This window comes from Stappia sp. MMSF_3263, from assembly GCF_030733745.1.
Classification (GTDB): Bacteria; Pseudomonadota; Alphaproteobacteria; order Rhizobiales; family Stappiaceae; genus Stappia.
The window spans coordinates 160,331-186,053 of sequence record NZ_JASHIK010000010.1 but is presented as its reverse complement, the minus strand read 5'-3'; the positions used below and the strand labels follow the sequence as shown (position 1 = coordinate 186,053).

Sequence of the window (25,723 nt, the reverse complement as noted above, 5' to 3'; positions counted from 1 at the left end):
CCGAACCCGGCTCCAGAACCCGGGCTCCAGAACAAAACGGCCCGGGGAACAAAATCCCCGGGCCGTTTCGGTGTTTCAGGGTTCTTGAAATTGGATTATGGTTAACAAATAGTAAATATAAAAACACATGGATAAGTATTTAATCCAAAATTTGCCTTCATCTTGTAGTATGATACTGAAAATCGAAACGGCGAGACCCGCAGCCAGAACGGATTGAGGGTATTCGATTGAAAATATCAGCACTCCGACGGAGGGTGGTCATGTCGATCCGGTATTTATTATTGTTAGTTGTGGCAGGTCTTGGACTTGTTCTGGCGGGTCCTGCCCGTTCCGACGGCCCGGTCGTCTTGACCGTGGAAGGGCGAATCGAAAGCGAGACGCCCCGCGATTTCACCATTTCCGACCTTGAGAAACTCGGCGTCACCAGCGTGACGACGTCGACGCCCTGGCACGACAAGACCGTGACGTTCGAGGGCGTGCGCCTTGCCGACCTGATGGCGCATGTCGGTGCGACCGGCGAGCTGGTCGAGGGAATCGCTCTCAACAATTTCTATGCGGAGATCCCGATATCGGATTTCACCGCCTATGACGCGCTTCTCGCCTTCAAGGCGGATGGCGCCTATCTGGGCGTGCGCGACAAGGGGCCGCTTTTCGTCATCTATCCTTTCGACCGCTTTCCCGAGCTCAAGAACGAGCTCTATTACTCGCGTTCCATCTGGCAATTGCGCCGCATCAACGTGAAGTGAACCCATGCGCTTGCCGTCCTTCCTGCGACGGAGCGGGTCGATAGGGGACCGGTTCCGACACGTCGGCATCCTCGTTCTGGGGTTGCTGGTGCTCGCCATCCTGGTGCATGCGGAAGCGGTGCTGACGACGAGCGGCGCCTTCGAGAAGTCGATGCGCTACGACATCGCCATGTCGGGGTTGAACGGGCGGGTCGATGCGGTCACGGCACGCGAGCGCCTGTCCCGATACGCGGCCAGCGGCAAGGTCGAGGACGCGGAAGAGGCCTGGCTCTTCTACAATATCCTGGCCAGCCGGGTGGACACATGGTCGTCGGGGGCATTCGGCGCGTTCGTCGCTGCGGCGCCGTCCCGAAAGGATGCGCTCGACCATCTCGGCGACCTTGTCCAGGGCATCGAAAGCGATTACGCGGCGCTGCCGGACAAGGCGGCGCTGGCACGCATCGACGCGGTGCTGGCCGAGGCGGTGCGCGTGATCGACCGCATCGGCGGCGAGGCCTTGATGACCAACCTGGTCGAGGCCCAGGAGATCCGCCAGGCCCTGTTCCAGCGCCAGCGGCTGCAGAATGTGCTGGTCGAGCTGCTGATCGCCTTCGGCGCCATCCTGCTCGTCTTCATGTCGCTGCAGGCCCGCTCGCTGAAGCGGGCGCGCTCGAGCGCGGAGGCGGCGGCGCGCGAGTTCGAGTTCGCCGCGCGACACGACCCGCTGACGAAACTCCCCAACCGTCTCGCCTTTCACGATGCGCTGGAAGCCGCGCTTGGCGAGGATCCGGTCGGGCGTCGCGGGCGACTGACGGTGCTGGCGCTCGATCTCGACGGTTTCAAGGCGGTGAACGACATTCTCGGTCACGCCTCGGGCGACGACCTGTTGCGCTCGGTTGCCGAGCGTCTCCGCCGGATTGTCGCCGCCTGGGGCGGAGGGGCACTGGTGTCGCGGCTTGGCGGCGATGAGTTCACCGTGCTTGTCGGGGTCACCGACGGCGAGCGGGAGGCGCAGGCGCGCGCACGGCAGCTGATCGAGGGACTGCACGAGGCGCATGCGCTGAGCGGCGGCAATGTGGTCGTCAACGCCACCATCGGCGTGGCGCTGGTTCGCGAGGGGGAGAGCGGAAGCTCGCTGCTGCAGAATGCTGACCTGGCGCTCAGCCATGCCAAGGCGACGGGCAAGGGCCGGGTGCAGCTCTACAACGGTTCGATGCGCGCCGACGCGACCCGTCGCCGGTTGATCGAGGACGGCATCGAGGGGGCACTGGAGAACGGCGATATCGCGGCCCATTACCAGCCGCAGGTGGACATGGAAACCGGCCGCATCGTCGGGCTGGAGGCGCTTGCCCGCTGGCGCCACAGCCAGCTCGGCTGGATCGCGCCAAGCGAGTTCATTCCCATCGCCGAGGCGTCCGGCCACATCATCGACATCGGCGAGCGCATCCTGCAGACCGCTTGCCGCGACGCGGTCGCGTTGCCGCTCGACGTGCCGGTCGCCGTCAATCTCTCCGTCGCCCAGCTGGCCCGCGACGATCTCGTCGATACGGTCGCGGCCGTGTTGAAGCGCAGCCGCCTGCCGGCCTCGCGGCTGAAGCTGGAGGTGACCGAAAGCGTCGTGATGAAGGACACGACGCGCGCGATCGCCACCTTGTCGCGACTGAAGGCGCTTGGCGTTGCCATCTCGCTCGACGATTTCGGCACCGGCTATTCGGCGCTGTCCTATCTGCGCAGCTTCGACTGGGACGAGCTGAAGATCGACCGCAGCTTCGTGCAATCGCTGGAAAGCGACCGGCACAGCCTGTCGATCGTCACCTCCATCCTGGAACTTGCCGGTCGGCTCGACATCGCTGTCACGGTCGAGGGGGTGGAGACCCGCCAGCAGGTCGACCTGCTGACGGAGGCCGGCTGCCGCATCGCGCAAGGATTCCTGTTCGGGGCCCCGATGCCGGTCGGCGACCTGCCTGCCCTGATGCTTCGCGGTTTTGCCTCGCGCGAGGCGGCGAGTGCGGCGGTGCGGCCGGCCTCGCCTTTGTCACCGGTGCGCGGGGCGGTCTGATCCGCGCCTTGCACGGCCCCTGCAATTGCCGTTGGCCGGCGAAGCTGCTAACCAGATCCCCGCGCCGGACTTGCCCGATGTCGTTGTTCCTGCGGGCGCGGGAGCCTGCCGGCGCCTCTCAGGGAGGATCGCTCGTCCATGTCCGAGCCTTGCATCATCTGCGTTGCCATCACCGGTTCCGTGCCGCAAAAGGCCGACAACCCGGCCGTGCCGATTACCGTTTCCGAGCAGGTGGAAAGCACCCATGCGGCCTTCGAGGCCGGCGCAACCATTGCCCACTGCCATGTGCGCGAGGAGGACGGCACGCCGACCTCCGACCCGGAGCGCTTCGCCCGGCTCGTGGAGGGGCTGAAGGCCCATTGCCCGGGCATGATCATCCAGCTTTCGACCGGTGGCCGTTCGGGCGCGGGCAAGGCGCGCGGCGGCATGCTGCCGCTTGCCCCCGACATGGCCTCGCTGTCGGTCGGCTCCAACAATTTCCCGACCCGCGTTTACGAGAATCCGCCGGATCTGGTCGACTGGCTGGCGTCGGAAATGCTGACCTACAACGTCAAGCCCGAGATCGAGGCCTTCGACCTCTCGCATGTCTTCCAGGCAGCGTCGATGGCGAGGGACGGGCGGCTGAAGGGGCCGCTTCACGTGCAGTTCGTGATGGGCGTCAAGAACGCCATGCCGGCGGACCGGGCCGTGTTCGAGTTCTATGTCGAGACCTTGCGGCGGCTGATGCCCGAGGCGACATGGACGGGCGCCGGCATCGGCCGCAACCAGATCGAGCTTAACCGCTGGAGCCTGGAGCTGGGCGGTCACTGCCGGACCGGACTTGAAGACAATGTGCGTCTCGACAAGGATCGGCTTGCCCCCTCCAATGCCGCATTGGTGCAGCGGACCGTCGACCTTTGCGCGGAATATGGCCGCCATCCGGCCAGCGTTGCCGAAGCGCGCAAGATGCTGGGTCTTGCCCCCGCCTGAACACGCCCGCCTGAACCTGCCCGTGTGAACCTGTCGGCCGGCCGGATTGGCTGCCGTCCCGCTGTCCGGCGCAGGTTTCGATAAAGTCCCAAAGTCCGAAAGGGCGAGGCGTCTGACGCCTCGCCCTTTTTCATTTGCCGGCAGGCAAGGCCGGCGGGGAATGAACCAATTCTATATTGGTTCTGAAGCCGGGTCCGGCGGGATGGCTCGCTCTTGCCGAAACTTTCGGCATTCATGCGCGCAGAAGGGCGCAAATTTCGGCAAGAACGTTCTTTTTGCAAGAACCGGAACGAGGGCGGTTGCAACGGGCTTGTCAGCGGAACCGCTCTGCGCCAATAATGGAACCAATATATAAAAAGGTGCAATCGGGGTCGGCGTCCTTGGCAGACGAGAACCAGACAGAACGCAATTCCAGCCTGGCGCTGCAGCGGCTCAGGGTCATTGTCGACCAGCTGGAACGCGAGGCGCGCGAGCAGCTGCCGCCCGAGCGGGAGCTGGCCGAGGAAATCGGCGTCGGTCGCCGGGCGGTGCGCCGCGCGCTTGACGTGATGGAAGCGGAAGGGCGCATCTGGCGCCGGCAGGGCGCGGGAACCTTCATCGCCGCCGCCCGCAGCCGCACCGAGAGCCGCATCCGGCAGCTGCCGGAAATGAGCAACATGTTCGAGGTGATGGAGGTGCGGCTGCGCATCGAGCCGGCGCTGGCCCGGCTGGCGGCGCTGCGCGCCACGGCCCCCGAAATCGCCCGCATGCGCGAGATCGCGGGCAAGGTCATCGAGGCCGGCGACATGGACAGCCGCGAGTTGTGGGACAGTTCCCTGCACCGGGCGGTCGCGATGGCGGCGGGCAACACGCTGTTCCTGGCGCTGTTCGACGTGGTCGACCGGGTCCGCCAGGACGACAACTGGCGGCATGTGCGCGAAGCGTTGCGCACGCCGAGTTCCACCCGGCTCTATCATTCGCAGCATGGCGAACTGGTCGATGCGATCGAGCGGCGCGATCCGGTCGCCGCCGAACAGGTCATGCGCAAGCATCTCCTGTCGCTGCAGGAACGATTGATGCTGCAAAGCGTCGAGGGGCATGCCGATGCCGGCTGATCTTTCCCGCGAGGGGGCCGGGCCGCTGCTGGCGGTCGAGAACCTGGCGCTGCGTTTTGCCGGCGCGCGCGCCAATGTGGTCGACGGCGTGTCCTTTTCCGTCGCGCCCGGCGAGACGCTGTGCATCGTCGGCGAAAGCGGCTGCGGAAAGTCCGTGACCGCCCTGTCGCTGATGGGCCTCTTGCCGATGCCGCCGGCGCAGATCGTTTCGGGTCGGGCGATATTCGAGGGGCGCGACCTGTTCGCGTTGTCGCGCCGCGAGATGGCGTCCTTGCGCGGCGACCGCGTGGCGATGATCTTCCAGGAACCGATGACTTCGCTCAATCCGGTCTACACGGTCGGCGACCAGATCGCCGAGATCGTGCGCCGTCATCGCGGCGGCACACGGGCCGCGGCACGCGCCCGGGCTCTCGACATGCTGCGGCGGGTCAAGGTGCCGGCGGCCGAGCGGCGGCTTGATGACTATCCGCATCAGATGTCGGGCGGCATGCGCCAGCGTGTCATGATCGCCATGGCGCTGGCCAACGACCCCCAGCTTCTGATCGCGGACGAGCCGACCACCGCGCTCGATGTTACCATCCAGGCGCAGATCCTCGACCTGGTGCGCGAGTTGCAGGAGGAGACCGGCACGGCGCTGGTGCTGATCACTCATGATCTCGGCGTGGTTGCCGAGATCGCCGACAAGGTGGCGGTCATGTATGCCGGGCGCATCGTCGAGGCGGGGCCGGTGTCGGCAATCTTCGACGATCCCCAGCATCCCTACACGCTCGGCCTGATCAGCTCGGTGCCCTCGCTTGGCCATCGCGGCGACCGGCTGGCGACAATCCCCGGCATGGTGCCGACGGTCGACCGGATGCCCGCCGGCTGCCGGTTCGCGCCGCGCTGCCCCTTCGCCGACGACATCTGCCGGGCGGAGGTGCCGCCGCTGCAAGCCGTTGCCGAAGGTCATGCGGCCGCCTGCCGGCACGCGCCGCTGGAGCTGAGCTTTGGAGATGCCGCATGAGCGCCATGCCCCCTGCCGAAGCACCGCTTGTTCCCGCCGGAACCGATATCGTCCTGGAGGCCCGCGGGCTGGAGAAGCGCTTTCCCGTCGGTTGGAAACTGTTCGGCGAGCGCCCGTCGGTGCGGGCCGTCGACGGGGTGTCTCTCAAGGTGCGCCGGGGCGAGACGCTTGCCGTGGTCGGCGAGAGCGGTTGCGGCAAGTCGACCCTTGCTCGGCTGCTGCTCAGACTGATCGACCCGACCGCCGGCGAGGTCTTTTATGGCGGGCAGGACATCGCGGCGCTGCCGAAGGCGGATATGCGGCGGCTGCGCAAGGACCTGCAGTTCGTCTTCCAGGACCCGTTCTCCTCGCTCAACCCGCGCATGAGCGTCGGCGCCATCATCGAGGAGCCGATGCGTGTGCATGGCCTTGGCGATGCGAAGTGGCGGCGCGCGGAAGTGGCGCGACTGCTCACCCGGGTTGGCCTCAGGGCCGAGTATGCGGGCCGCTACCCGCACGAGTTTTCCGGCGGGCAGCGCCAGCGCATCGGCATCGCGCGGGCACTCGCCTCGGGCCCGAAGGTGCTGATCGGCGACGAGCCTGTCTCCGCGCTCGACGTCTCGATCCAGGCGCAGGTGATCAACCTGCTGGAGGACCTGAAGCGCGAATACGACCTGACGCTGGTGCTGATCGCGCATGATCTTGCCGTCATCCGTCACATGAGCGACCGCGTCGCGGTGATGTATCTGGGCGAGGTGGTGGAACTGGCCGCGACCGACGCGCTCTACGATGCGCCGCTCCACCCCTATACCCGCGCATTGATGCGGGCGATCCCGATCCCCAGCCCGCGCGCGCGCAAGGCCGACGCAAATCTTTCCGGCGATGTGCCCTCGCCGCTTTCTCCGCCGACGGGGTGCCGTTTCCACACACGCTGTCCGCTTGCCGACGCGCGCTGCGAGGCGGAGCGCTCGGCACTCGTCGAGGTGGCCGCGGGCCGCCAGGTCGCCTGCCATCACTGGCAGCGCGTTGCCGGCGAGGGCATCGCCGCGCTTGCCGAGCCGGAGCCCAGTGCGGCCGCCGCCAGACGTCTTTCGCTTTACCGGGACAGGAGCGAACGCCTGAACAAACAAGGTCCCGGATCCAGACCGACAGAGTCACCAAAATGACCAGAGGAGCCATGAGAATGCGCAACAGTCTTCTTGCAGCCCTGCTTTTGAGCGCCAGCGCGCTTGTCGCGCTGCCCGCCGCCGCCGCCGATCTGCGGATCGGTCTCCAGGAGGATCCGGACGTTCTCGATCCGGACCAGTCCCGCACCTTTGTCGGGCGTATCGTCTATGCCTCGCTCTGCGACAAGCTGGTCGACATCACGCCGGATCTCGAGATCGTGCCGCAGCTGGCCACGTCCTGGTCCTGGTCGGAGGACGGCAAGGTCCTGACCATGGACCTGCGCGAGGGCGTCACCTTTCATGACGGAACCCCCTTCGACGCCGAGGCGGTGAAGGCCAATATCGAGCGTTCCAAGGGCCTGCCGGAGAGCCGCCGCAAGTCGGAGGTCAAGTCGATCGAGAGTGTCGAGGTCAGCGGTCCCCACCAGGTGAAGATGACGCTGGCACAGCCCGACGCGACGCTGCTGGCGCAGCTCGCCGACCGTGCCGGCATGATGGTGTCGCCGACGGCGGCCGGTGCGGCCGGTGCCGATTTCGGCTCCAACCCGGTCTGTTCGGGTCCGTTCTCCTTCACCGAGCGCGTACAGCAGGACCGCATCGTGCTGACGCGGTTCGCCGAATACTGGAACGCCGACGCGATCCATTTCGACACGGTCACCTTCCTGCCGATCCCGGACACGACCGTGCGGCTCGCCAACCTGCGCTCCGGCGACCTCGACATGCTCGAGCGGCTTGCCGCGACCGACGCGGCCTCGGTCAAGTCCGATGCCGGCCTTGTCTATGCCGATGCGGTCAGCCTCGGCTACCAGGGCATCACCATCAACATCGACAATGGCGCGCGCGGCGACAATCCGTTCGGCAACGATGCGAAGCTGCGGCAGGCCTTCGAGCTGACGCTCGACCGGGACGCGATCAACCAGGTCGTGTTCGAAGGTGCCTTCGCCCCCGGCAACCAGCCGTTCCCGCCGACGAGCCCCTGGTACGACAAGGAGACGCCGATCCCCGCCCGCGACATCGCCAGGGCGAAGGAGCTGATGAAGGAAGCCGGCCACGAGACCTTCGAGGTCGAGGTGCAGGTCGCCAATAACCCGGTGCAGACCCAGCTCATGCAGGTGGTGCAGTCGATGGCGGCGGAAGCCGGTTTCTCGGTCAAGCTGAAGTCGATGGAGTTCGCCAGCCTGCTCGCCGACCAGTCGGGCGGCAACTACCAGGCGAGCCAGGTGGGCTGGTCGGGTCGAGTCGATCCGGACGGCAACATCCACCAGTTCATGACCTGCAAGGGCGGTATCAACGATTCGAAATACTGCAACCCGGAGGTCGATGCGCTGCTCGACAAGGCACGCACCAGCAACGACACGGCGACCCGCAAGGCAAGCTATGACGCGGCCCGCAAGATCCTCGCGAAGGACCTGCCGATCATCTACCTCTACCACCAGACCTGGATCTGGGCGCTGGACGACAAGATCGAGGGCTTCACCGCCTATCCGGACGGCATGATCCGGCTCGAGAACGTCAAGTTCAAGCAGTAGCAGAATGGGCGGGGCCCGGCTTGCCGGGTCCCGCCTCTCCCTTGTCGTCCGTTTCCGGTCACCTCCGACCCTGAGGGTTCACCCTTTCCATGACGCCGGTTCCGATCCTGCTCATCAATCTCGACCGCGCGGCGGACCGGCTGACGCGCATGCAGGCGCGGCTTGGCGATTGCGGTGCCGCCTTCGAGCGGGTGCCGGCGATCGATGCGCGGGCGTTGGGGGAAGAGGAATTCGCACGTCACGTGCCGGGCCCCGGCCACTGGGGATTGCTGACGCCTGGCGAGGTCGCCTGTTTCCTCAGCCATCGCCTTGCGTGGCAGCTGCTCGTCGAGCGGAACCTGCCTTACGCGCTGGTTCTGGAGGATGACGTGCTGATCGGGCAGGCGGGCGCCGGCCTGCTTGCCTCCGACAGCTGGGTTCCGGGGGATGCCGACATCGTCAAGCTGGAAACCGATTTCAAACCGGTGCGGCTCGCCACGCGCGCCGCAAGCCGGGAGGCCGGTCACGACGTGGTCAGATTGTATTCGTCGCACTACTGCACGGCCGCCTATCTCGTCACCCAGGCTGCGGCGCGGCGCCTGTTGACGGCGACGGAACGCTTTCGCGATGCCGTCGACGAGATGATCTTCGCCGTGCGCTCGCCGTTGAGCCGCAGCCTCACGATCTACCAGATGGATCCGGCGCCGTTCGTGCAGGAGCACAAGCATGCCGATCCACGCTCCGTGTTCGATGCTGCGGGCTTCATCCACGGGCGCGAGAGCAAGGAGCGGCCCCGCCGTTCGGTTCTCGCCGAATTCGCGGGCGACCTGGCCCAGGCTTGCCGCGATCTTTCACACAAGGTGAGGACCGTTGCGGGCCAGCGCCGCACCACCGTGGTGGAGCACGCATGATCCCCTACGCCGCCTTCCTCCTCTCCAGCGCCGGAGCCTCGTGATGCTTGCCTTCATCGGTCGCCGCCTGCTGATTGCGATCCCGACGCTCATCCTGGTTTCGGTCTTCGTCTTCACGCTGCAGAAGCTGTTGCCGGGCGATCCCGCCCTGGTGCTCGCCGGCGAAGAGCGCGATCCGGAAGTGCTCGCCTTCATCCGCGAGAAATACCGGCTCAACGATCCGATCATCCATCAGTATTTCTATTGGCTCGGCGGACTCGTGCAGGGGGATCTCGGCGTCTCGCTGAGGACCAACCAGCCGGTGCTGCAGCTTATTGCCGACAAGCTCCCCGTGACCATCCAACTCGCCCTGATGGCCATGGCGATCGCCATGGCGATCGGCATTCCAACCGGCATCCTCTCGGCGGTGAAGAAGGGCGGGCCCATCGACTACATCGCCAACTTCATCGCGCTGTCCGGCCTGTCGATCCCCAATTTCTGGCTCGGCATCATGCTGATCCTGCTGGTTTCCGTGCAGCTCGGCTGGCTGCCGGCGTCGGGCTATGTCTCGCCACTGGAAGATCCGGTGCGCTCCTTCCAGACGATGATCATGCCGGCCTTCGTGCTTGGCACGGCACTGGCCGCGACATTGATGCGCCACACCCGCTCGGCCATGCTCGGCGTGCTCAAGGCGGATTATGTCCGCACCGCGCGGGCCAAGGGGCTGAGCGAACAGGTCGTGGTGATCAAGCATGCGTTCCGCAACGCGCTTCTGCCGATCGTCACGCTCGGCGCGCTGCTGTTCGGCGAGTTGCTCGCCGGCGCCGTTCTGACAGAGCAGATCTTCACCATTCCCGGTTTCGGCAAGCTGATCGTCGATGCCGTCTTCACCCGCGATTATGCGGTGGTGCAGGGCGTGGTGCTGTGCACGGCGGCCGGCTTCATCCTGATGAACCTCTTGGCCGATATCCTCTATTTCCTGCTCAACCCGCGCATGAGGGCCTCCCTGTGAGCGAGCAAGCAACGGGACCGGTTCCGGTCGCCATCGAAGACGAGGACGATACGCTCGGTATCCGCGTTGAAAGCCGCGCCTGGAAGAAGCTGAAGCGCAACAGGAGCGCGCTGTTCGGCTTCGTGCTGGTCGCCTTCTTCGTGGCGATTGCCGTGCTGGCGCCGATCCTGCCGATCGCCGATCCGTTGGCGACGAGCTGGTCGGCGGTGCGGAAGGCCCCGTCCGAGCTCTACTGGCTGGGGACGGACGAGATCGGCCGCGACATCCTCTCGCGGATGATCTGGGGCGCGCAGGCATCGCTGCTTGCCGGTGTCGTCTCGGTGCTGATCGCGGTTGTCATCGGTGTGCCCTTCGGTCTCGTCTCGGGCTATTTCGGCGGCTGGACCGACCAGATCATCTCGCGGATCACCGACGCGCTGCTGGCGACGCCGTTCCTCATTCTCGCCATTGCCCTTGCCGCCTTTCTCGGGCCGAGCCTGACCAATGCGATGATCGCCATCGGCCTCTCGGCGACGCCGATCTTCATTCGCCTGACACGCGGCCAGGTGCTGTCGGTGAAGACCGAGGACTACGTCGAGGGCGCGCGCGCCATCGGCCTGCCGGATCTGGCGATCATGACGCGCTACATCCTGCCCAACGTGTTCGCGCCGGTGCTGGTCCAGGCGACGCTGACGGTCGCCACCGCGATCATCGCCGAGGCAAGCCTGTCCTTTCTCGGCCTGGGCCAGCAGCCGCCGAACCCGAGCTGGGGCTCGATGCTGAACGTGGCCAAGAACTTCATGACCCAGGCGCCGTGGATGGCCTGGTGGCCGGGGGCCGCCATCTTCCTCGTCGTGCTCGGGTTCAACCTGCTCGGCGACGGCCTGCGCGACGCGCTCGACCCGCGCGAGGGCTGAGCTGGTTCTTTCGGAAAACAACAAGACCATCATCCCAAGGGAGATCGGATGTCCAGTTTCACAACCAGACCGGAAGTCCGGGGCACGTTCGGGGTCGTTACCTCGACGCACTGGATCGCCACCGCCGTCGGCATGAGCATCCTGGAAAAGGGCGGCAACGCCTTCGATGCGGCCGCCGCCACGGGGTTCGTCCTGCAGGTGGTCGAACCGCATCTGAACGGACCGGGCGGTGACCTGCCGATCCTCCAGTATGACGCCGCCACCGACAAGGTCGAGGTGATCTGCGCGCAGGGACCGACGCCGGCCGGCGCGACGCTCGAGCATTATCGCGGCGAGGGGCTCACGCTGATCCCCGGCGACGGGCTGCTTGCCACCGTCATTCCCGGTGCGTTCGACGGCTGGATGCTGATGCTGCGCGACCACGGGCGGCTGCCGCTGCGCGACGTGCTCGAACCGGCGATCCACTACGCCCGCAACGGACATCCGATGCTGGCCCGCGTCTCGGCGACCATTGCCGGGCTCGCCGGCTTCTTCGAAAAGGAATGGCCGACCTCGCACGCCACCTGGTGTCCCGGCGGGGGGGCGCCGTCGACCGACGAGCTGTTCCGCAATCCGGTGCTTGCCGATACCTGGGAGCGGTTGCTGCGGGAAGCGGAGGCGAGAAGCGGGCGCGAGGCGCAGATCGAGGCGGCGCGCGATGCCTTCTATCGCGGTTTCGTCGCCGAGGAGATCGATGCTTTCGTGTCGAAGACCGAGGCGATGGATGGCAGCGGAACCCGGCACAAGGGTGTTCTGAGCGCGGCCGACCTTGCCGGCTACAGCGCCACCCGCGAAGCGCCGACCACCTATGACTATCACGGCTGGACGGTCGCCAAGACCGGGCCGTGGGGGCAGGGGCCAGTGCTGCTGCAGTCGCTTGCCTTGCTGAAGGGGACCGGCATTGCCGATGTCGATCCGGTCGGCGCCGACTTCGTCCATCTTGTCGCCGAAGCGATGAAGCTCGCCTATGCCGACCGCGAGGTCTATTACGGCGACCCGGCCTTCTCCGACGTGCCGGTCTCCCATCTTCTGTCGGACACATACAATGCCGAGCGGCGCAGGCTGATCGGCGAGACCGCGTCCTTCGACCTGCGCCCCGGCACTGTTCCTGGCTACGAGGCCCAGGTCGCCCGCGTCATGGAAGTGGTCGACGGGCTCGGAGTGTCGTCAACCGGCGTCTACGAGCCGACCATGGCGCACCTGTCCGAAAAGCGCGGCGACACGGTCCATATCGATGTCATCGACCGCTGGGGCAACATGGTCTCGGCGACGCCTTCCGGTGGTTGGCTGCAATCCTCGCCGATCATTCCGGCGCTCGGCTTCTGCCTCAATTCCCGCGCCCAGATGTTCCTTCTGGAAGAAGGCCTGCCGACGACGCTGGCGCCGGGCAAGCGCCCGCGCACCACGCTGACGCCGAGCATCGCGCTGAAGGACGGCCGGCCGACGCTTGCCTTCGGCACGCCGGGCGGCGACCAGCAGGACCAGTGGCAGTTGTCGCTGTTCCTGCGGCTTGTCCATCACGATCTCAACCTGCAGGAGGCGATCGACCAGCCGCTGTTCCACACCACCCACTTCCCGGCCTCCTTCTATCCGCGCCAGCGCCAGCCGGGTCACATCATGCTGGAGGAGAGTTTCGGTGCTCCGGTGATCGAGGCGCTGAAGGCGCGCGGTCATTCGCTCGAGGTGGCGCCGGAATGGTCGATCGGCCGGTTGACGGCGGCGCGGCGCGATGCGAACGGCCTGATGCGCGCGGCGGCGACGCCGCGGCTGATGCAGGCCTACGCGGCCGGCCGCTGAACGGGAGGGCAGGCAGATGACCTATTCCATAGTCGCCCGCGACCCGGCGACCGGCCATTTCGGCATCGCGGTCGCCAGCCGCTTCTTCGCCGTCGGGGCCGTCGTGCCCTACATGGCCGGCGGCGTCGGCGCGATTGCCAGCCAGGCCTTCATCTCGCCGCTCTACGGCATCGACGGAATGAAGATGCTGCAGGCCGGCGCCTCGGCGGAGGAGGTCGTCGCGGCCATGACGGGACGCGATGCGGGCTCCCATTCGCGCCAGCTTCACGTGATGGATGCGGCCGGGCGCAGCGCCGCCTTCACCGGCGAGAAATGCATCGACTGGGCGGGGCACCTGATCGGGGAAGGGGTCTCGGTCGCCGGCAACATGCTGGCCGGCGCGCGGGTGCTGGAGGCGACGCTCGAGACCTATCTGGCGCATCCGGAAAAGGACTTCACCGACCGGCTGCTCACCGCCATGGAAGCCGGCGAGGCGGCCGGCGGGGACAAACGCGGCAGGCAGTCGGCGGCTCTCAGGGTCGTGCGCGGCGAGGCCTATCCGTGGATCGACATCCGTGCCGACGATCACCCCGATCCGCTCGCCGAACTGCGCCGGCTCATGGCGGTGGCGGGCGAGCGCTACCTGCATGTGGCGGAAACCCTGCCGACCTCTGACAATGTCTCCGGCATGCTTGACCGCTCGGTCATCGACCTCAAGATCGCGGAGCTGGAGGCCGAACGGGAGCGCGAGGGACGTTCCTCCGCCTCCTTCGCCACGCCGCCCGTCTGACTGCCGTTTGCCGGAACCCGGCTTGCCTCACCGGCCCATGCGTGGCTGACTGTCATGCGCACCGACACTGCGTCGATGCCCGGGAGGCGGCACGGGATGAGGAAATGAACGGGGCAGGTGGGCAGGCCAAGGTGGTCGATGCGCTTCCGCGTTTCGTGACGCTCGCCTCGCACGAGGGGCCGGGCCTTGACCGCTACCGTGCCTCTCTCGCCCGCTTCGGTATCGTCCCCGACATCGTGTGGACCGGCAGTCCCTATCCCGGCCATCTCGCCGCGATGCAGGTGCTCCGGGCGCACCTGTCGGGCCTGCCGGGCGACGAGATCGTGGTCTATACCGACGGCTACGATGTGGCTTTGATCCGTGATCCGGCGGAGCTTGTCGCGCGCTACCGCGCCTTCGCGAGCCCCATCGTCATCTCCACCGAGCCCGGCTTCACCTGGAAACTTCCCGGACGGTTTGCCGCCTCGCGCCGCTATCCGAAAGGAACCGGTCGGAGCGGCATGTACCGCTATCTGAATTCCGGCGGCTATATCGGGAAAGCCGGGGCGCTCGCGACCATGCTTGCCGGGCTCGACTATGCCTCCGGCATCGATTGCGACCAGACGCTTCTCAACAAGTGGTTCCTGGAAAATCCCGGCCGCGTCGCCCTCGACTACGACCAGGAGATCTTCGCCAGCTCCGCCTGCCAGTCGGGACTGGAGCGCAAGCTCTACCGGTTCGACGGGACGCATCTGGTCAACACGCGCACCGGAGGCCGGCCGTTCTTCTTTCACTTCCCTGCGGAGAACCGGCTGTGCGCGAGGCATGTGCTCGACATGCTGCCCTTCGACCTGCCGCGCCTGCCCGTGCGACCGCGCGACCGCTGCAGGTACGTCCTCAACGTCATCGAGAGCCGGCCGACCTATTGGCTCGACCGGCCGGCCTATCCGCTGGAGGATATCGTCGGGCTCGTAGCCTTTCGCCTACTCCCGGTCAGCATCGTCGCCGGCCTGGGATTCATGGCCTGGCACGCGGTCGCCTGACCCCCGGGGCGGCGGGCTACCGCGGGTCGAGGACCGCCTCGACCTCGATCTCCACTTCGTAACCGCCGATCAGGCTGCCGACGGCAAGCGTCGTGTTGGCAGGTCGGATGTCGCCGAAGACGCGGCCATGGGCGCGCGAGGGACCTTCCCAGGCTCCGACGTCCTGCAGGTAGACGCGGGTGCGCACCACGTCCTCCATCGAGGCGCCGAAGGCCGCCAGTGCGGCGGCAATCTTGTCCAGCACATAGGTGGTCTGGGCCTCGGCATCGCCGGGTGCGACGCAGTGGTCGGCGCCGTGGGTCGCCGTGGTGCCGGATACCAGGATGCGGTCGCCGACCCGCATCGCCCGGCTGAAGCCGGCCAGCGGTTCCCAGATGCTGCCCGAGGAGAGAAGCCAGCGGTTGGCGCGCCCGGGCACCGGTTCCGGCTGGTAGATGCTCGGGATCCTTTCCAGGTGATGGCTGAGGTCGCCGGAGGCGGTGAGAAAGGGCGGGCGGCGGTATTCGTCGCCGCAATCGCCGGGGATCGGCGCCATGCCGGCGAAGGCCTCTTCGAGGCGTGCGCGGTCGGTGTCGTCGAGGGCAAAGCCGAAAAGCTTCAGGTTGTCGGCCCGATGTTCGCTTTCGCCGATCCGCGCGCCGATGATGACGCCGGCGACCGAGGGGGTTTCCAGGACCCAGCGGGTGGCGACGTTGGAGATCGAGACGCCGTGTCTCCGCGCCACTGCCCCGAGCGCGGCAAGCAGCGCCTGGAACGCCTCCCAGCCGCCGGCGGCATCGATGAAGCGCTTGTATTTCATCCGGCTCCAGTCGGCGATCTCCGCCGGCTCCGGCTTGCCCAGCCAGCGTTCCGACAGGAAGCCGCCGCACAGCGTGCCATAGGCGAGAAGACGCACGCCGGTGCGCGCGCAAAGGTCGCTCAGCGCGCCAGCGGCCCGCCGGTCGACGACCGAGAAGGAGACCTGGTTGGAGACGATCGGCAGGTTTTCTGCGAGCGCCACATGCAGGTGGGCGGCGTCGAAATTGGTCACCCCGATTTCGCCGATCAGCCCTTCCTCGCGCAGGCGCGCCAGGTGCTTCAGCGCGTCGAGCCAGCCGGGATGCTCGAAGGTCCACCAGTGGAACTGCAGCAGGTCGACACGGGAAACGCCGAGCCGGTCGAGCCGTTCCTGCACGCCGGCGCGCACCACGTCCTCGGTCATCGGTCCGGGTTCCGGGCACCATTTGGTGAAGGCAAGCGGGCGGTCGGCGCCTTCGCCGTGACGGGCCAGCAGACGGCCGGCGACGAGTTCGGCATTGCCGTAGTGATCGGCCATGTCGAAGGTGGTGAAGCCGGCGGCCGCATAGTCGGAGAGGTGATCGGCAGCGGCATCGAGATCGACGGGCTTGCCGTCTTTCTCGATGTCGGCGATCTGCCACAGTCCGGTGAGGATGCGGCTGATCTCAAGATCGAAGCCGAGCTTCGTCGTTTCGGGGCGGCTGGTCATGGGCGGTCGGGTTCCGTGGTCGTGGCGACGGCGGCGGGGGTTCCGCGCCATCTGGAAAGGAAGGGCAGGCGGCGGCGGGCGCCGCCTGGTTCGGGAAGGAGCCCTTGCGGGCGGAAGAGCAGGATCGCACACAGCGCGACACCGATGATGACGGTCTGCAGCGAGGCGGCACGCGCCTGCTCGCCGGCCGGCGCCAGCGCCTCGACCAGCGCCGAGGAGGCGGCCCACAGCGCCCAGACGAGCACCGCGCCGAGGATGGCGCCGCGATTGTTGCCCGAGCCGCCGACGATCAGCATCGCCCAGACCTGGAAGGTGAGCATAGGCAGGTAGTTCTCCGGGGCGATGAAGCCGATGAAATGGGCCTGCGCCGCGCCGCCGAGCCCCATGATCGCGCCGCCGAGCGCGAAGGCCTCGATGCGGAAGCGGCGTGGGCTCTTGCCGAGCGCCTCGGCCGCCGCTTCGTCCTCGCGGATTGCCCGAAGTGCCCGCCCCCAGGGGCTTTTCGCCAGGTGCTCGAGCATCAGGTAGAGCAGCGCGACAAGGCTGATGAGCAGCGCCATGTTGGCGAGCGAGAAGATGAGTGCCTCGCCGGCATGTCCGGCGAAGGGGCGCGGGATCAGGCTGATGCCGAAGGGGCCGCCGGTGAGGCCTTCCAGGTTGAGCGTGGCCAGCTGGACGGTGACGGCGATGCCGAAGGTGGAGATCGCCAGGTAGTCGGCGCGCAGCCGCATGGTCAGCCAGCCGATTGCCGCCGACAGCAGTCCCGCGACAAGGAAGGCTCCGGCCCAGCCGACCGGGATCGGCAGGTCGAAGCCGCCGAAGCGGCCTTCGACGGCGGGCGAGGTCAGGATCGCCGAGGCATAGGCGCCGACGGCGACAAAGCCGGCAACGCCGACATTGAAGAGACCCGTTTGTCCCCATTGCACGTTGAGGCCGAGCACGATCACCGCATAGGTCAGCGCGATGGTGAGGAAGAAGGCGCAATAGGCGAGGAGTTCCAGGCTCATGCGGGCCTCCCGAACAACCCGGTCGGGCGGATCACCAGAACCAGCGTGATGACGAAGAAGGCGACCGCCGCCCGCCATTCGGCGCCGATGGTCTGCACGGCAAGCGCCTCGCACAGTCCGACCAGCAATCCGCCGAGCATGGCGCCCGGCACTGAGCCGATGCCGCCCAGGATGACGGCGGCGAAGAGCGGCAGCAGCAGGTCGAGGCCCATATAGGGGCGGATCTGGACGAGCAGGCCCGACATGGTGCCCGCCGTGCAGGCAAGCGCCCCGCCGATGATCCACACGGCGCGCACCACCTTGGCCGTGTCGATGCCGACGACGCCGGCAAGCGCCGGGTTCTCGCTGACCGCGCGCATGGCGCGACCGAGATCCGTGCGGGTCAGCAGAAGATGAACGGCGATGACGGCGAGGAAGGCCGCTCCGATCAGCAGCAACTGGTCGGGCGTGGCGCGGATACCGCCGGGCAGCGGCATGGCGATCTGCAACTCGCGCGAATAGTAGGCAGGCTTGGAGGTGTAGAGGAATTCCAGCAGGCTGCGCAGCGCCATCGAGGCGCCGAAGCTGGCCATCACCACGATGATCGCGGTCGCCCCGCGCCGGCGCAGCCGGGCAAAGAGCAGGGTGTCGACGGCAAGCGCAAGGCCGGCGGTCAGCACCATCGCCGCAAGGCCGGCGAGGATCAGCCCGGTTGAGATGCTGAAGGGGCCGAGCGGGGCAAGGCTGGCGCCCGACACGGCGCCGATGGCCAGTGACAGGGTGAGCGAGAGATACGCCCCCCAGGCAAGCAACTCGCCATGGGCGAAATTGGCGAAGCGCAGGATCGAATAGGTCAGCGTCAGGCCGACGGCGCCAAGGCCGATCATGGCGCCGGCCAGGAGACCCTCGAGCAGGATCTGGGCACTCATGGAGCGGGGTCTCCGTTGCTGGGGGCGGGGGTGCCGTGGGCGCCGAGGAACAGCCGGCCGATATCGGGATCGGCGGCAAGTTCGGCCGCCGGCGCATCGTGGCGCAAGCGGCCGTCGACCAGCACGACGGCGCGATGGGCGATGCGCAGCGCGGCGCGCACGTTTTGCTCGACCAAAAGGATCGGCACGCCGCCGCGATTGATCGCGACCAGTCGCTCGAACACCTCCGCCACGGCCTTCGGCGAGAGCCCGGCAGAGGGCTCGTCGAGGATCAGCACGCGCGGTTCGACAAGGAGCGCGCGGGCGGTTGCCAACATCTGCCGCTGGCCGCCGGAAAGCCCGCCGGCGATCGCTCCGGGACGCTTCGCCAGATCCGGATAGGTGTCGAGCATCGCCTCGATGCGCGCCTTGCGGACCGGCTTCGGCAGAACCGTCGCGGCGATCTGCAAGTTCTCGCGGATCGTCATGGTGGCGAAGATGTTTTCCGTCTGCGGCACGAAGGCGAGACCCTTGCGGATCAGCGCATGGCGGGGGCAGCCGGTGATGTCGGCATCGGCGAGCGACAGGGTGCCGCCGTGGAGAGGCACCAGCCCGGCGATGGCCTTGACGAAGGTCGATTTTCCAGCGCCGTTCGGTCCCAGGATGGTGACGAATTCGCCATTGCCGAGCGTGAAGTCGATGCCCTTGACAATGGGCAGGTCCGGCTCGTAGCCGGCAATGAGGCCGCGCGTCGACAGCGGTGGGGACGGGGCGGCGAAGGGCGGAGGCGCGTTCACGGTGTCACCTCGCCGAGATAGGCTTCCACCACCTCGCGATTGGCCATGATCTCGCCGGGCGTTCCCTCGGCGAGTTGGCGGCCGGCGGCCATCACCACGATGCGCCCGCAGAGCCGGGCGATCATGTCCATGTTGTGCTCGATCAGGAGCACGCTGACGCCCATCCGGTTGATCTCCACGATGCGCTCGACGATGACGTCGAGCAGCGCCGGATTGACGCCGGCGGCCGGCTCGTCGAGCAGGATCACCGCCGGTTCGGCCATCATCACCCGGGCAAGTTCAAGCAGCTTGCGCTGGCCGCCGGACAGCACCCGGGCCGGCGCGTCGGCAAGATGGGACAGCGTGACGAAGTCGATCAGCGCCAGGGCCCGCTCGCGCGCCGCCCGTTCCTCGCGTCGCACGGTGCCCGGCTGCAGGAAGTTGCGAAGGATGTTTTCGCCGCTCTGGTTCTGGCCGGCGGCCATGACGTTGTCGAGCACGCTCATGCCGGCGAAGGGGCGCGGGATCTGGAAGGTGCGGCCGAGCCCCATGGCGAGCCGGCGGGCGGCCGGTTGTCTCTCGATGGGTACGCCCTTCAGCCGGATCTCGCCGCTATCGGGGGCAAGGCTGCCGGCCACAAGGTTGAAGAAGGTGGTCTTGCCGGCCCCGTTCGGGCCGATCAGGCCGAGGATCTCGCCGGCATGCAGATCGAGCGACATGCCGTCGACGGCGCGGTTGCCGCCAAAGCTGCGGGCAAGATCGCGAACCTCGAGCACCGGCGGGGTATGCGCGCGGGGCGATCCGGGTCCGTCTTTCCTCTCTCCGGTTCCGCCCTGCACGGCGCGACTCCCTCCGCCGCAAGCCCTGCCCCGAAAGGTTGGATGCTTGCATTTGATGTTTGATCAAACATATCTTGATCACAGATCTCGAATGATTGTAAAGATGGGATGTGAGCTTTTTCAGGTTCCCGGATAGCGGCCTCGAACCGCGCCGGGACGGTCGCCGCCCCGGCATGGGCCGCGTGCCCGGGTCGGGTCCGCGCCGGATGGGCGCGAGGGAGAGGGAAGACTTGCCATGATCGCCAGGGTCGCGACCGGAACGCGTCGCATGCAGCCGTCGGAACAGGTGTCCGCTTCCGCCGACGGCGTGCTCGCGCCGCTCAATCCGGTCGGCCGGCAGACCGTGCAGGACAGCGTCTACGGTGAACTGCGCCGTTCGTTGATCCAGGGGCTGTTCGATCCCGGCGAGGTGCTGCGCATCGTCGATGTCTCCAACCGGCTCGGCACCAGCACCATGCCCGTACGCGAAGCGCTGGCCAGGCTGATCTCGGAGCAGGCGCTGGAGGCGATGCCGAACCGCTCGATCCGCGTGCCGCTGATCTCGCGCGACCGGCTGGAGGATCTCGCCAGAGCCCGGGCCATCATCGAGAGCGAAGTGATCGGGCTTGCCATTCCCAATGTCGACGATGCGCTTGTCGGCGAACTGGCGCGTCTCACCGATGCCTGCGACGCGGTGTTGGCGAGGAAGGGGCGGGAGATGTCGGGCGAGGCGGCCGATCTCAACCACGCCTTCCACTTCACCCTCTACCGCGCCGCCGGATCGCAGGTGCTGATCCCGATCATCGAGAGCCTGTGGCTGCAGTCCGGACCCTACCTGCGCGCCTCCGCCCGGCTGTTCGACGAGGCGGCGGACGGCTCGGCCACCCATTTCCACCGGGAGATCGTCGAGGCGGTGGCGCGGCGCGACACGGTCGCCGCCCAATCGGCATTGAAGGCCGATATCGGGCGGGCCTTCGACATTCTGCGCAGGCATCTTGGCGACGAGGCCGGGCAATGAGCGCGACCGTCACACCGGGCGACGACACGTTCGAGCTCTACGACCTCAAGGTCGAGGTGGTCGCGCCGGAGGGCGCGACGATCTATTGCGGGGCAAGGCCCGGCGATCATTTCGAGCTGCGCGGCGAGATGCTGCACCTGCCGCCGGGCCAGGGTTTCTCGATCTACTCGCTCGCGGCCGTGCTGCCGCTGCTTGCCGCCAAGCAGCGCCCGACGCATGCGAACGACTGGATGACGAGCGATGCCGACGTCGCCTGTCCCGATCCCAATTGTCCGACCCGGATGCGCATCACCCGGCTTGGCCTCCGGCGTTTTTCCCATGCCCAGACGACGGCGGTGCCGCTGCAATGCATCCCTTCTTCCCCTCAGTCCGACGAGTGATCCCGTGACCAACCAGACCGAACCGGAAACCTGGACGCTTGGCGAGGGCGCCGCGGTGTCGCGCGTCATTCGCGGTGGCTGGCAGCTTGCCGGCGGCCACGGCGCGGTCGACAGGACGACCGCGGTCGAGGACATGATCGCCTTCGCCGATGCCGGCATCACCACCTTCGACTGCGCCGACATCTATACCGGTGTCGAGGAACTGATCGGTGCGTTTCGCGATGCCTATCGCAATGCGCGCGGCGCCGAGGCCCTGTCACGCATTCGCGTGCACACCAAGATGGTGCCGGATCTGGACAAGCTGATCGGCATCGACAAGGCACATGTGGAGGCACTGATCGACCGGTCGCGGGCGCGGCTACGCTGCGATACGCTCGATCTCGTCCAGTTCCACTGGTGGGACTACAACGCGCCGGGCTGGCTGGAGGTGGCGTTGTGGCTGGCCGAACTGCGCCAGGCCGGAAAGATCCGCAATATCGGGGTCACCAATTTCGACAGCGATCATCTGGGGGCGATGCTGGCGGCCGGCGTGCCGGTCGTCTCCGCGCAGGTGCAATACTCGGTGCTCGACGCGCGGGCGGAGAAGCGCATGGCCGGACTTGCCGCGCGGCACGGGCTGTCCTTCCTGTGCTACGGCACGGTCGCGGGCGGCTTCCTGAGCGAGAAATGGCTCGGCCGGCCCGATCCCGGCGAAACGCTGGAGAACCGCTCGCTCGTCAAATACAAGCTGATCATCGACGATTTCGGCGGATGGGATCTGTTCCAGGCGCTGCTGGCGACGTTGAAACTCGTCGCCGACCGCCACGGTACGGACATCGCCAGCGTCGCCAGCCGCTATGTGCTCGACCGACCGCAGGTCGGCGCGGTGATCGTCGGTGCGCGCAATCGCAGCCATCTTGCTTCCAATCTCGGCATTCTGGCGCTGCGCCTGACGCGTGACGACATTGCCGGCATCTCCTCGGTGCTGGCCTCGCGGCGGGAGCTCGACGGCGATGTCTACACGCTGGAGCGCGACCGCCATGGGCGCCACGGGCGGATCATGAAATACAATCTCAACGACAAGAGCGCGGCATGAGCGGCGCCGGTCATCTTGCCATGGCAGCCGAGCGCGAGATCGTCGAACGGCACGTCTTCTTCGAGCGCTGGTTTGCCGGCTGTCTTGGCGAGGTCGACTATCGTGAGGCCATCTCCGCGTTCGACGCCGGCTTCGCGCGCATCGATCCGGCCGGCGCGGTACAGGACCTTGCCGGGCTGGGCGCCATGCTGCGCGGCGCGCGGGGCCGGTTTCCCTCGGGTTTTTCCATCTCTGTCGACACGTTCGCTCCCCTGTGGGAGCGCGAGGACGCGGTGCTGATGAGTTACGCGGAACACCAGCGGCACGAGGGGCGGGCGACGTCGCGCCGTGCGGCCGCGCTGTTCCTCAAGGATGCGGATGCCCCCCACGGGGTGGCGTGGCGCTTTGTCCAGGAAACCTGGATCAACGACCGACCGGGCATGTGATCCGGCGGCGCAATGACGAGAAGGGGAACTGCAATGCACAAGATGAAATGGACTACGGCCCTTGCCGCGGGCGCGTTCGCCCTTGCCGGCGCCTCCGCTTCCGCCTCGGCCTGCGAGATCACCGTCGGCCTGGTGCTCGAGCTGACGGGCCCGGCCGGCCAGTACGGACAGGCCGGCGCCAAGTCGGTGGAGATGGCGTTCCGCGACATCAACGAGGCCGGCGGCGTGCATGACGGCTGCAAGCTCGTCACCGACACGCGCGACAGCCAGAGCCAGGGCAATGTCGCCGTCGACCAGGCGACCCAACTGGTCAACATCAAGAAGGTGCCGGTGATCATCGGCGGCATCATCTCGTCGGTGTCGATCCCGGTGCTGACCTCGGTGACGGCAACGGCCGGCGTCGTGCAGGTGTCGCCCGCTTCCTCCTCGCCGACGCTGACCGCGCTGGCGCGCGACGGCAAGACCGGCGGCAACTTCTTCCGCACCATCACCTCCGACGCGCTGCAGGGCACGGCGGCGGCGAAATACGCCATCGACCAGGGGCTGACGAAGCTGGCGCTGATCCACGTCAACAACGACTTCGGCGTCAACATGGCGAAGGAGTTCTCGGCCGCCTACGAAAAGCTCGGCGGCACGATCACCTCGACCACACCCTACAACGAGAAGCAGTCGAGCTACGCGGCAGAGGCGTCGGCGGCGATGTCCGGCGAGCCGCAGGGCCTCTATCTGGTCAGCTATCCGGTCGACGGCGCGACGATCGCCCGCGCCTGGATCTCGCAGGGCGGGCCGCAGACCTTCCTGCTCAATGACGGCATGAACTCGACCGACTTCATCGAGAGCGTCGGCGCCAAGTTCCTGGAGAACGCCTACGGCACCTCCTCGGGCACGACGCCGACCCGCTCGACGGAATATTTCTACGCCAACTACAAGGACTTCTCCGGCGGCATCGAGCCGAGCGCGCCGGCGGCGGACCGGTCCTACGATGCCGGCGCCATTGTCGGCCTCGCCATCGCCCAGGCCGGCTCGACGGAGTCCGCCGCCATTCGCGCGGCCATTCCGCAGGTCGTCGCCGCGGGCGGCGAGCCGATCTATGCCGGCAAGGAGGAGTTCGCCAGGGCGCTTTCCCTGATCAAGGATGGCAAGGCGATCAAGTACGAGGGCGTCATCGGGCCGGTCGGCTTCGACCAGTATGGCGACATCACCGGTCCCTTCCGCCTGTGGAAGATCGCGTCCGGGGAAGTGACGACCGTCGGGCAGATGTCGGCGGCCGACGTGATGGCCGTAAAGGAAGAGCTCGCCTCGAAATAACCCGGGGTCACGGAGCGGCCGGTCGGTCGCTGTGCACGAAAAGACTGCCTCCCATCGAACCTTGACGCCCGCGCCGGACCTCCGGCGCGGGCGTTTTTCTTCAGGGGCGAGGTTACTTCACCTTGCCGGGCAGGCTGAGATCGCCCGAGGCGACGTCGAAGACATCGGTGACGCAGAGCAGCGGCGCGTGCAGGTCGGCATGGACCCGGAGCGCCGCCGTCACGCCGTCATAGGACGTGCCGGCGAGGATCTCCGCGTCGCGGAAGGGCACGGTCAGGCGGATTTCGGGTCCCTCGAAGCGCGGCGAATAGCCGGGACTGTCGATGTAGAGCGGCAGGCCCGGCCAGGTGGCCGGAAGCGCCGGCGTAGCGCCGTCGGGAATGTCGCGCACGGCAAGCGCGCCCGCGCCGCAGGCCTCGTTCGGCGCCAGCACCACCCAGTGGCTGTGCCAGCGGGCGCCGTCATTGGCGAGATCGCCGTCGCCGTCCTCGTCGTAGAGCGGCGTGTCGTCGAAGTCCGGATGGCTGGTGGCCGCCAGCGCGAGGATACCGGAGCCGCCCTCGAAACCGACCGTCGCCGGATCGAGCGAGGTCGGCCAGACATAGGACAGCACCGGTGCGCCGGCAAGCTGCCCGGCCGGGTCGGGCGGCCTGGTTCCCGCATCGGTCGCCAGCGTCATGTGGAAGGTGACGAGCCGTCCGTCGCGATGGACATGGGCGGCGAGAATGTCGAACTCGGCGCTGACCGCCTCCTTGCGCGGCGATGTCACCGCGTCGTCCATTGCGGCGGCGGTCGGTCCGTGGCCGGCATCGGCAAGCGCTGCCGGGGCGGCGGCGGTGCCTGCCAACAGGGTCAGCGCGAGGGCCAGGCCCTTTCGTGTCGTCTCTTGCATCACGGGCATTTTGCTCTCCTCGATCAAGGGCCGGATGCTGGATGCACCGGCCGCGCCTTGCGGCGTCGGAAGCGCAAATTAATAGCGAGTCGATACTATTGCAAGAGAGATATCGACTCGCTATGATTGCGACCATGAACCGCTCCTCTTCCCCTCCGACGGCCGGCACCGATCCGCGCCAGCGTGCCGAAGCCCTGCTCGAACGCCTTGCCCGCCTGCAGGCGGCCGGCGACTGGGCCGATGATCTCAATCCGACGCAATGGACGGCGCTGTCCTATCTGTCCCGCGCCAACCGTTTCTCGCGCGCGCCCTCGCAGGTGGCCGACTATCTGGCGGCAACCCGCGGCACGGTCTCGCAGACGCTGAAGGCGCTGGCCCGCAAGGGGCTGGTCGAGGAAGCGGCCTCGGATGGCGACAAGCGCAGCATCTCCTATCGGGCGACCCATGCGGGGCAGGCGGCGCTGTCGCGCCAGCGGGTGCTGGGCGAGGCCCTTGCGGTCCTGCCGGAAGCGCGCGTGGCGGCGCTGGCCGACGGGCTGTCCGAACTGGTGGCGGCACTTGTCGCGGCCCGGGGCGGGCGCGGTTTCGGGCTCTGCCGAACCTGCCGCCACCATCGTCCGGGCGAACCTGGCGAGGACGGCCATTGCCGCCTGCTCGACCTGCCGCTGGCGCCGCACGAGGCCGACCAGATCTGCCACGAACACGCTGCCTGACGATCCCTCC

The 25,723-nt window shown here is 67.3% G+C and carries 25 protein-coding genes; 19 read left to right on the top strand and 6 right to left on the bottom strand.

From position 1 onward, the window contains the following. Positions 1 to 353: 353 nt before the first annotated feature. The 13 genes from RBB46_RS13140 to RBB46_RS13080 all read left to right on the top strand — a co-directional run bounded on the left by RBB46_RS13140 (position 354) and on the right by RBB46_RS13080 (position 14,928). On the top strand, positions 354 to 746 hold the full coding sequence (locus RBB46_RS13140; RefSeq protein WP_306029442.1) for a molybdopterin-dependent oxidoreductase: 393 nt from the start codon (positions 354 to 356) through the stop codon (positions 744 to 746). A gap of 4 nt (positions 747 to 750) precedes the next feature. Next, the gene (locus RBB46_RS13135; RefSeq protein WP_306029441.1) at positions 751 to 2,784 is read left to right on the top strand and encodes a bifunctional diguanylate cyclase/phosphodiesterase; all 2,034 of its coding nucleotides are present in this window, start codon (positions 751 to 753) and stop codon (positions 2,782 to 2,784) included. A 138-nt stretch (positions 2,785 to 2,922) separates the two neighbouring features. Then, complete coding sequence (locus tag RBB46_RS13130) at positions 2,923 to 3,753, top strand: 3-keto-5-aminohexanoate cleavage protein (protein ID WP_306029440.1); 831 nt, start codon at positions 2,923 to 2,925, stop codon at positions 3,751 to 3,753. 380 nt (positions 3,754 to 4,133) lie between these two features. Beyond that, positions 4,134 to 4,847 (top strand): FadR/GntR family transcriptional regulator, encoded by a 714-nt coding sequence (locus RBB46_RS13125; protein WP_306029439.1) that lies wholly within the window; start codon positions 4,134 to 4,136, stop codon positions 4,845 to 4,847. Then, positions 4,837 to 5,850, top strand: coding sequence for an ABC transporter ATP-binding protein (locus RBB46_RS13120; protein ID WP_306029438.1), 1,014 nt, complete (start codon positions 4,837 to 4,839; stop codon positions 5,848 to 5,850). The genes RBB46_RS13125 and RBB46_RS13120 overlap by 11 nt, the downstream gene beginning before the upstream one ends. Beyond that, complete coding sequence (locus tag RBB46_RS13115) at positions 5,847 to 6,995, top strand: ABC transporter ATP-binding protein (RefSeq protein ID WP_306029437.1); 1,149 nt, start codon at positions 5,847 to 5,849, stop codon at positions 6,993 to 6,995. Before RBB46_RS13120 ends, RBB46_RS13115 begins: the two co-directional genes overlap by 4 nt. An 11-nt stretch (positions 6,996 to 7,006) precedes the next feature. Further along, positions 7,007 to 8,524: an ABC transporter substrate-binding protein gene (locus tag RBB46_RS13110; RefSeq protein ID WP_306029436.1), complete on the top strand. Its 1,518-nt coding sequence runs from the start codon at positions 7,007 to 7,009 to the stop codon at positions 8,522 to 8,524. Between the two features lie 89 nt (positions 8,525 to 8,613). Further along, positions 8,614 to 9,414, top strand: a complete 801-nt coding sequence (locus RBB46_RS13105) for a glycosyltransferase family 25 protein (protein ID WP_306029435.1) — start codon at positions 8,614 to 8,616, stop codon at positions 9,412 to 9,414. Between the two features lie 43 nt (positions 9,415 to 9,457). After that, the gene (locus RBB46_RS13100) at positions 9,458 to 10,405 is read left to right on the top strand and encodes an ABC transporter permease (protein ID WP_306029434.1); all 948 of its coding nucleotides are present in this window, start codon (positions 9,458 to 9,460) and stop codon (positions 10,403 to 10,405) included. Positions 10,406 to 10,437: 32 nt separating this feature from the next. Beyond that, entirely contained in the window at positions 10,438 to 11,301 is an 864-nt protein-coding gene (locus RBB46_RS13095) for an ABC transporter permease (protein ID WP_306029454.1), read from the top strand. 48 nt (positions 11,302 to 11,349) lie between these two features. Then, positions 11,350 to 13,137 (top strand): gamma-glutamyltransferase family protein, encoded by a 1,788-nt coding sequence (locus RBB46_RS13090; RefSeq protein WP_306029433.1) that lies wholly within the window; start codon positions 11,350 to 11,352, stop codon positions 13,135 to 13,137. 16 nt (positions 13,138 to 13,153) lie between these two features. Continuing rightward, on the top strand, positions 13,154 to 13,906 hold the full coding sequence (locus RBB46_RS13085; RefSeq protein WP_306029432.1) for a DUF1028 domain-containing protein: 753 nt from the start codon (positions 13,154 to 13,156) through the stop codon (positions 13,904 to 13,906). Between the two features lie 104 nt (positions 13,907 to 14,010). Then, positions 14,011 to 14,928, top strand: a complete 918-nt coding sequence (locus tag RBB46_RS13080) for a glycosyltransferase domain-containing protein (protein ID WP_306029431.1) — start codon at positions 14,011 to 14,013, stop codon at positions 14,926 to 14,928. Between the two features lie 16 nt (positions 14,929 to 14,944). Here the strand turns inward: RBB46_RS13080 and RBB46_RS13075 are convergent, their stop codons facing one another. From RBB46_RS13075 to RBB46_RS13055, 5 genes are read right to left on the bottom strand one after another with little or no spacing between them, the layout of a single operon-like run. Then, positions 14,945 to 16,414, bottom strand: a complete 1,470-nt coding sequence (locus tag RBB46_RS13075) for an aldo/keto reductase (protein WP_306029430.1) — start codon at positions 16,412 to 16,414, stop codon at positions 14,945 to 14,947. After that, entirely contained in the window at positions 16,411 to 17,421 is a 1,011-nt protein-coding gene (locus RBB46_RS13070; RefSeq protein ID WP_306029429.1) for a branched-chain amino acid ABC transporter permease, read from the bottom strand. The genes RBB46_RS13075 and RBB46_RS13070 overlap by 4 nt, the downstream gene beginning before the upstream one ends. Continuing rightward, positions 17,418 to 18,329 (bottom strand): branched-chain amino acid ABC transporter permease, encoded by a 912-nt coding sequence (locus RBB46_RS13065; RefSeq protein ID WP_306029428.1) that lies wholly within the window; start codon positions 18,327 to 18,329, stop codon positions 17,418 to 17,420. The genes RBB46_RS13070 and RBB46_RS13065 overlap by 4 nt, the downstream gene beginning before the upstream one ends. After that, positions 18,326 to 19,105, bottom strand: coding sequence for an ABC transporter ATP-binding protein (locus RBB46_RS13060; protein WP_306029427.1), 780 nt, complete (start codon positions 19,103 to 19,105; stop codon positions 18,326 to 18,328). The genes RBB46_RS13065 and RBB46_RS13060 overlap by 4 nt, the downstream gene beginning before the upstream one ends. Further along, positions 19,102 to 19,923: an ABC transporter ATP-binding protein gene (locus tag RBB46_RS13055; protein WP_306029426.1), complete on the bottom strand. Its 822-nt coding sequence runs from the start codon at positions 19,921 to 19,923 to the stop codon at positions 19,102 to 19,104. Before RBB46_RS13055 ends, RBB46_RS13060 begins: the two co-directional genes overlap by 4 nt. A gap of 235 nt (positions 19,924 to 20,158) precedes the next feature. Between RBB46_RS13055 and RBB46_RS13050 the strand changes: the two genes are divergently transcribed. Genes RBB46_RS13050 through RBB46_RS13030 form a run of 5 tightly spaced genes read left to right on the top strand, consistent with a single transcriptional unit; the run spans position 20,159 to position 24,108 of the window. Further along, complete coding sequence (locus tag RBB46_RS13050) at positions 20,159 to 20,920, top strand: GntR family transcriptional regulator (RefSeq protein ID WP_306029425.1); 762 nt, start codon at positions 20,159 to 20,161, stop codon at positions 20,918 to 20,920. Then, on the top strand, positions 20,917 to 21,300 hold the full coding sequence (locus RBB46_RS13045; protein ID WP_306029424.1) for a TIGR04076 family protein: 384 nt from the start codon (positions 20,917 to 20,919) through the stop codon (positions 21,298 to 21,300). Before RBB46_RS13050 ends, RBB46_RS13045 begins: the two co-directional genes overlap by 4 nt. 4 nt (positions 21,301 to 21,304) lie before the next feature. Further along, positions 21,305 to 22,375, top strand: coding sequence for an aldo/keto reductase (locus tag RBB46_RS13040; protein WP_306029423.1), 1,071 nt, complete (start codon positions 21,305 to 21,307; stop codon positions 22,373 to 22,375). Beyond that, entirely contained in the window at positions 22,372 to 22,800 is a 429-nt protein-coding gene (locus RBB46_RS13035; RefSeq protein WP_306029422.1) for a hypothetical protein, read from the top strand. Before RBB46_RS13040 ends, RBB46_RS13035 begins: the two co-directional genes overlap by 4 nt. Positions 22,801 to 22,833: 33 nt before the next feature. After that, positions 22,834 to 24,108 (top strand): ABC transporter substrate-binding protein, encoded by a 1,275-nt coding sequence (locus RBB46_RS13030; protein ID WP_306029421.1) that lies wholly within the window; start codon positions 22,834 to 22,836, stop codon positions 24,106 to 24,108. A 112-nt stretch (positions 24,109 to 24,220) separates the two neighbouring features. Here RBB46_RS13030 and RBB46_RS13025 read toward each other — a convergent pair whose 3' ends face one another. After that, the gene (locus tag RBB46_RS13025; RefSeq protein ID WP_306029420.1) at positions 24,221 to 25,009 is read right to left on the bottom strand and encodes a hypothetical protein; all 789 of its coding nucleotides are present in this window, start codon (positions 25,007 to 25,009) and stop codon (positions 24,221 to 24,223) included. Between the two features lie 125 nt (positions 25,010 to 25,134). Here RBB46_RS13025 and RBB46_RS13020 point away from each other — a divergent pair, with 125 nt between their 5' ends. Then, positions 25,135 to 25,713 carry a MarR family winged helix-turn-helix transcriptional regulator gene (locus RBB46_RS13020; RefSeq protein ID WP_306029419.1) on the top strand — a complete coding sequence of 193 codons (579 nt, stop codon included), beginning with the start codon at positions 25,135 to 25,137 and terminating at the stop codon, positions 25,711 to 25,713. The last annotated feature ends 10 nt before the right edge of the window (positions 25,714 to 25,723 follow it).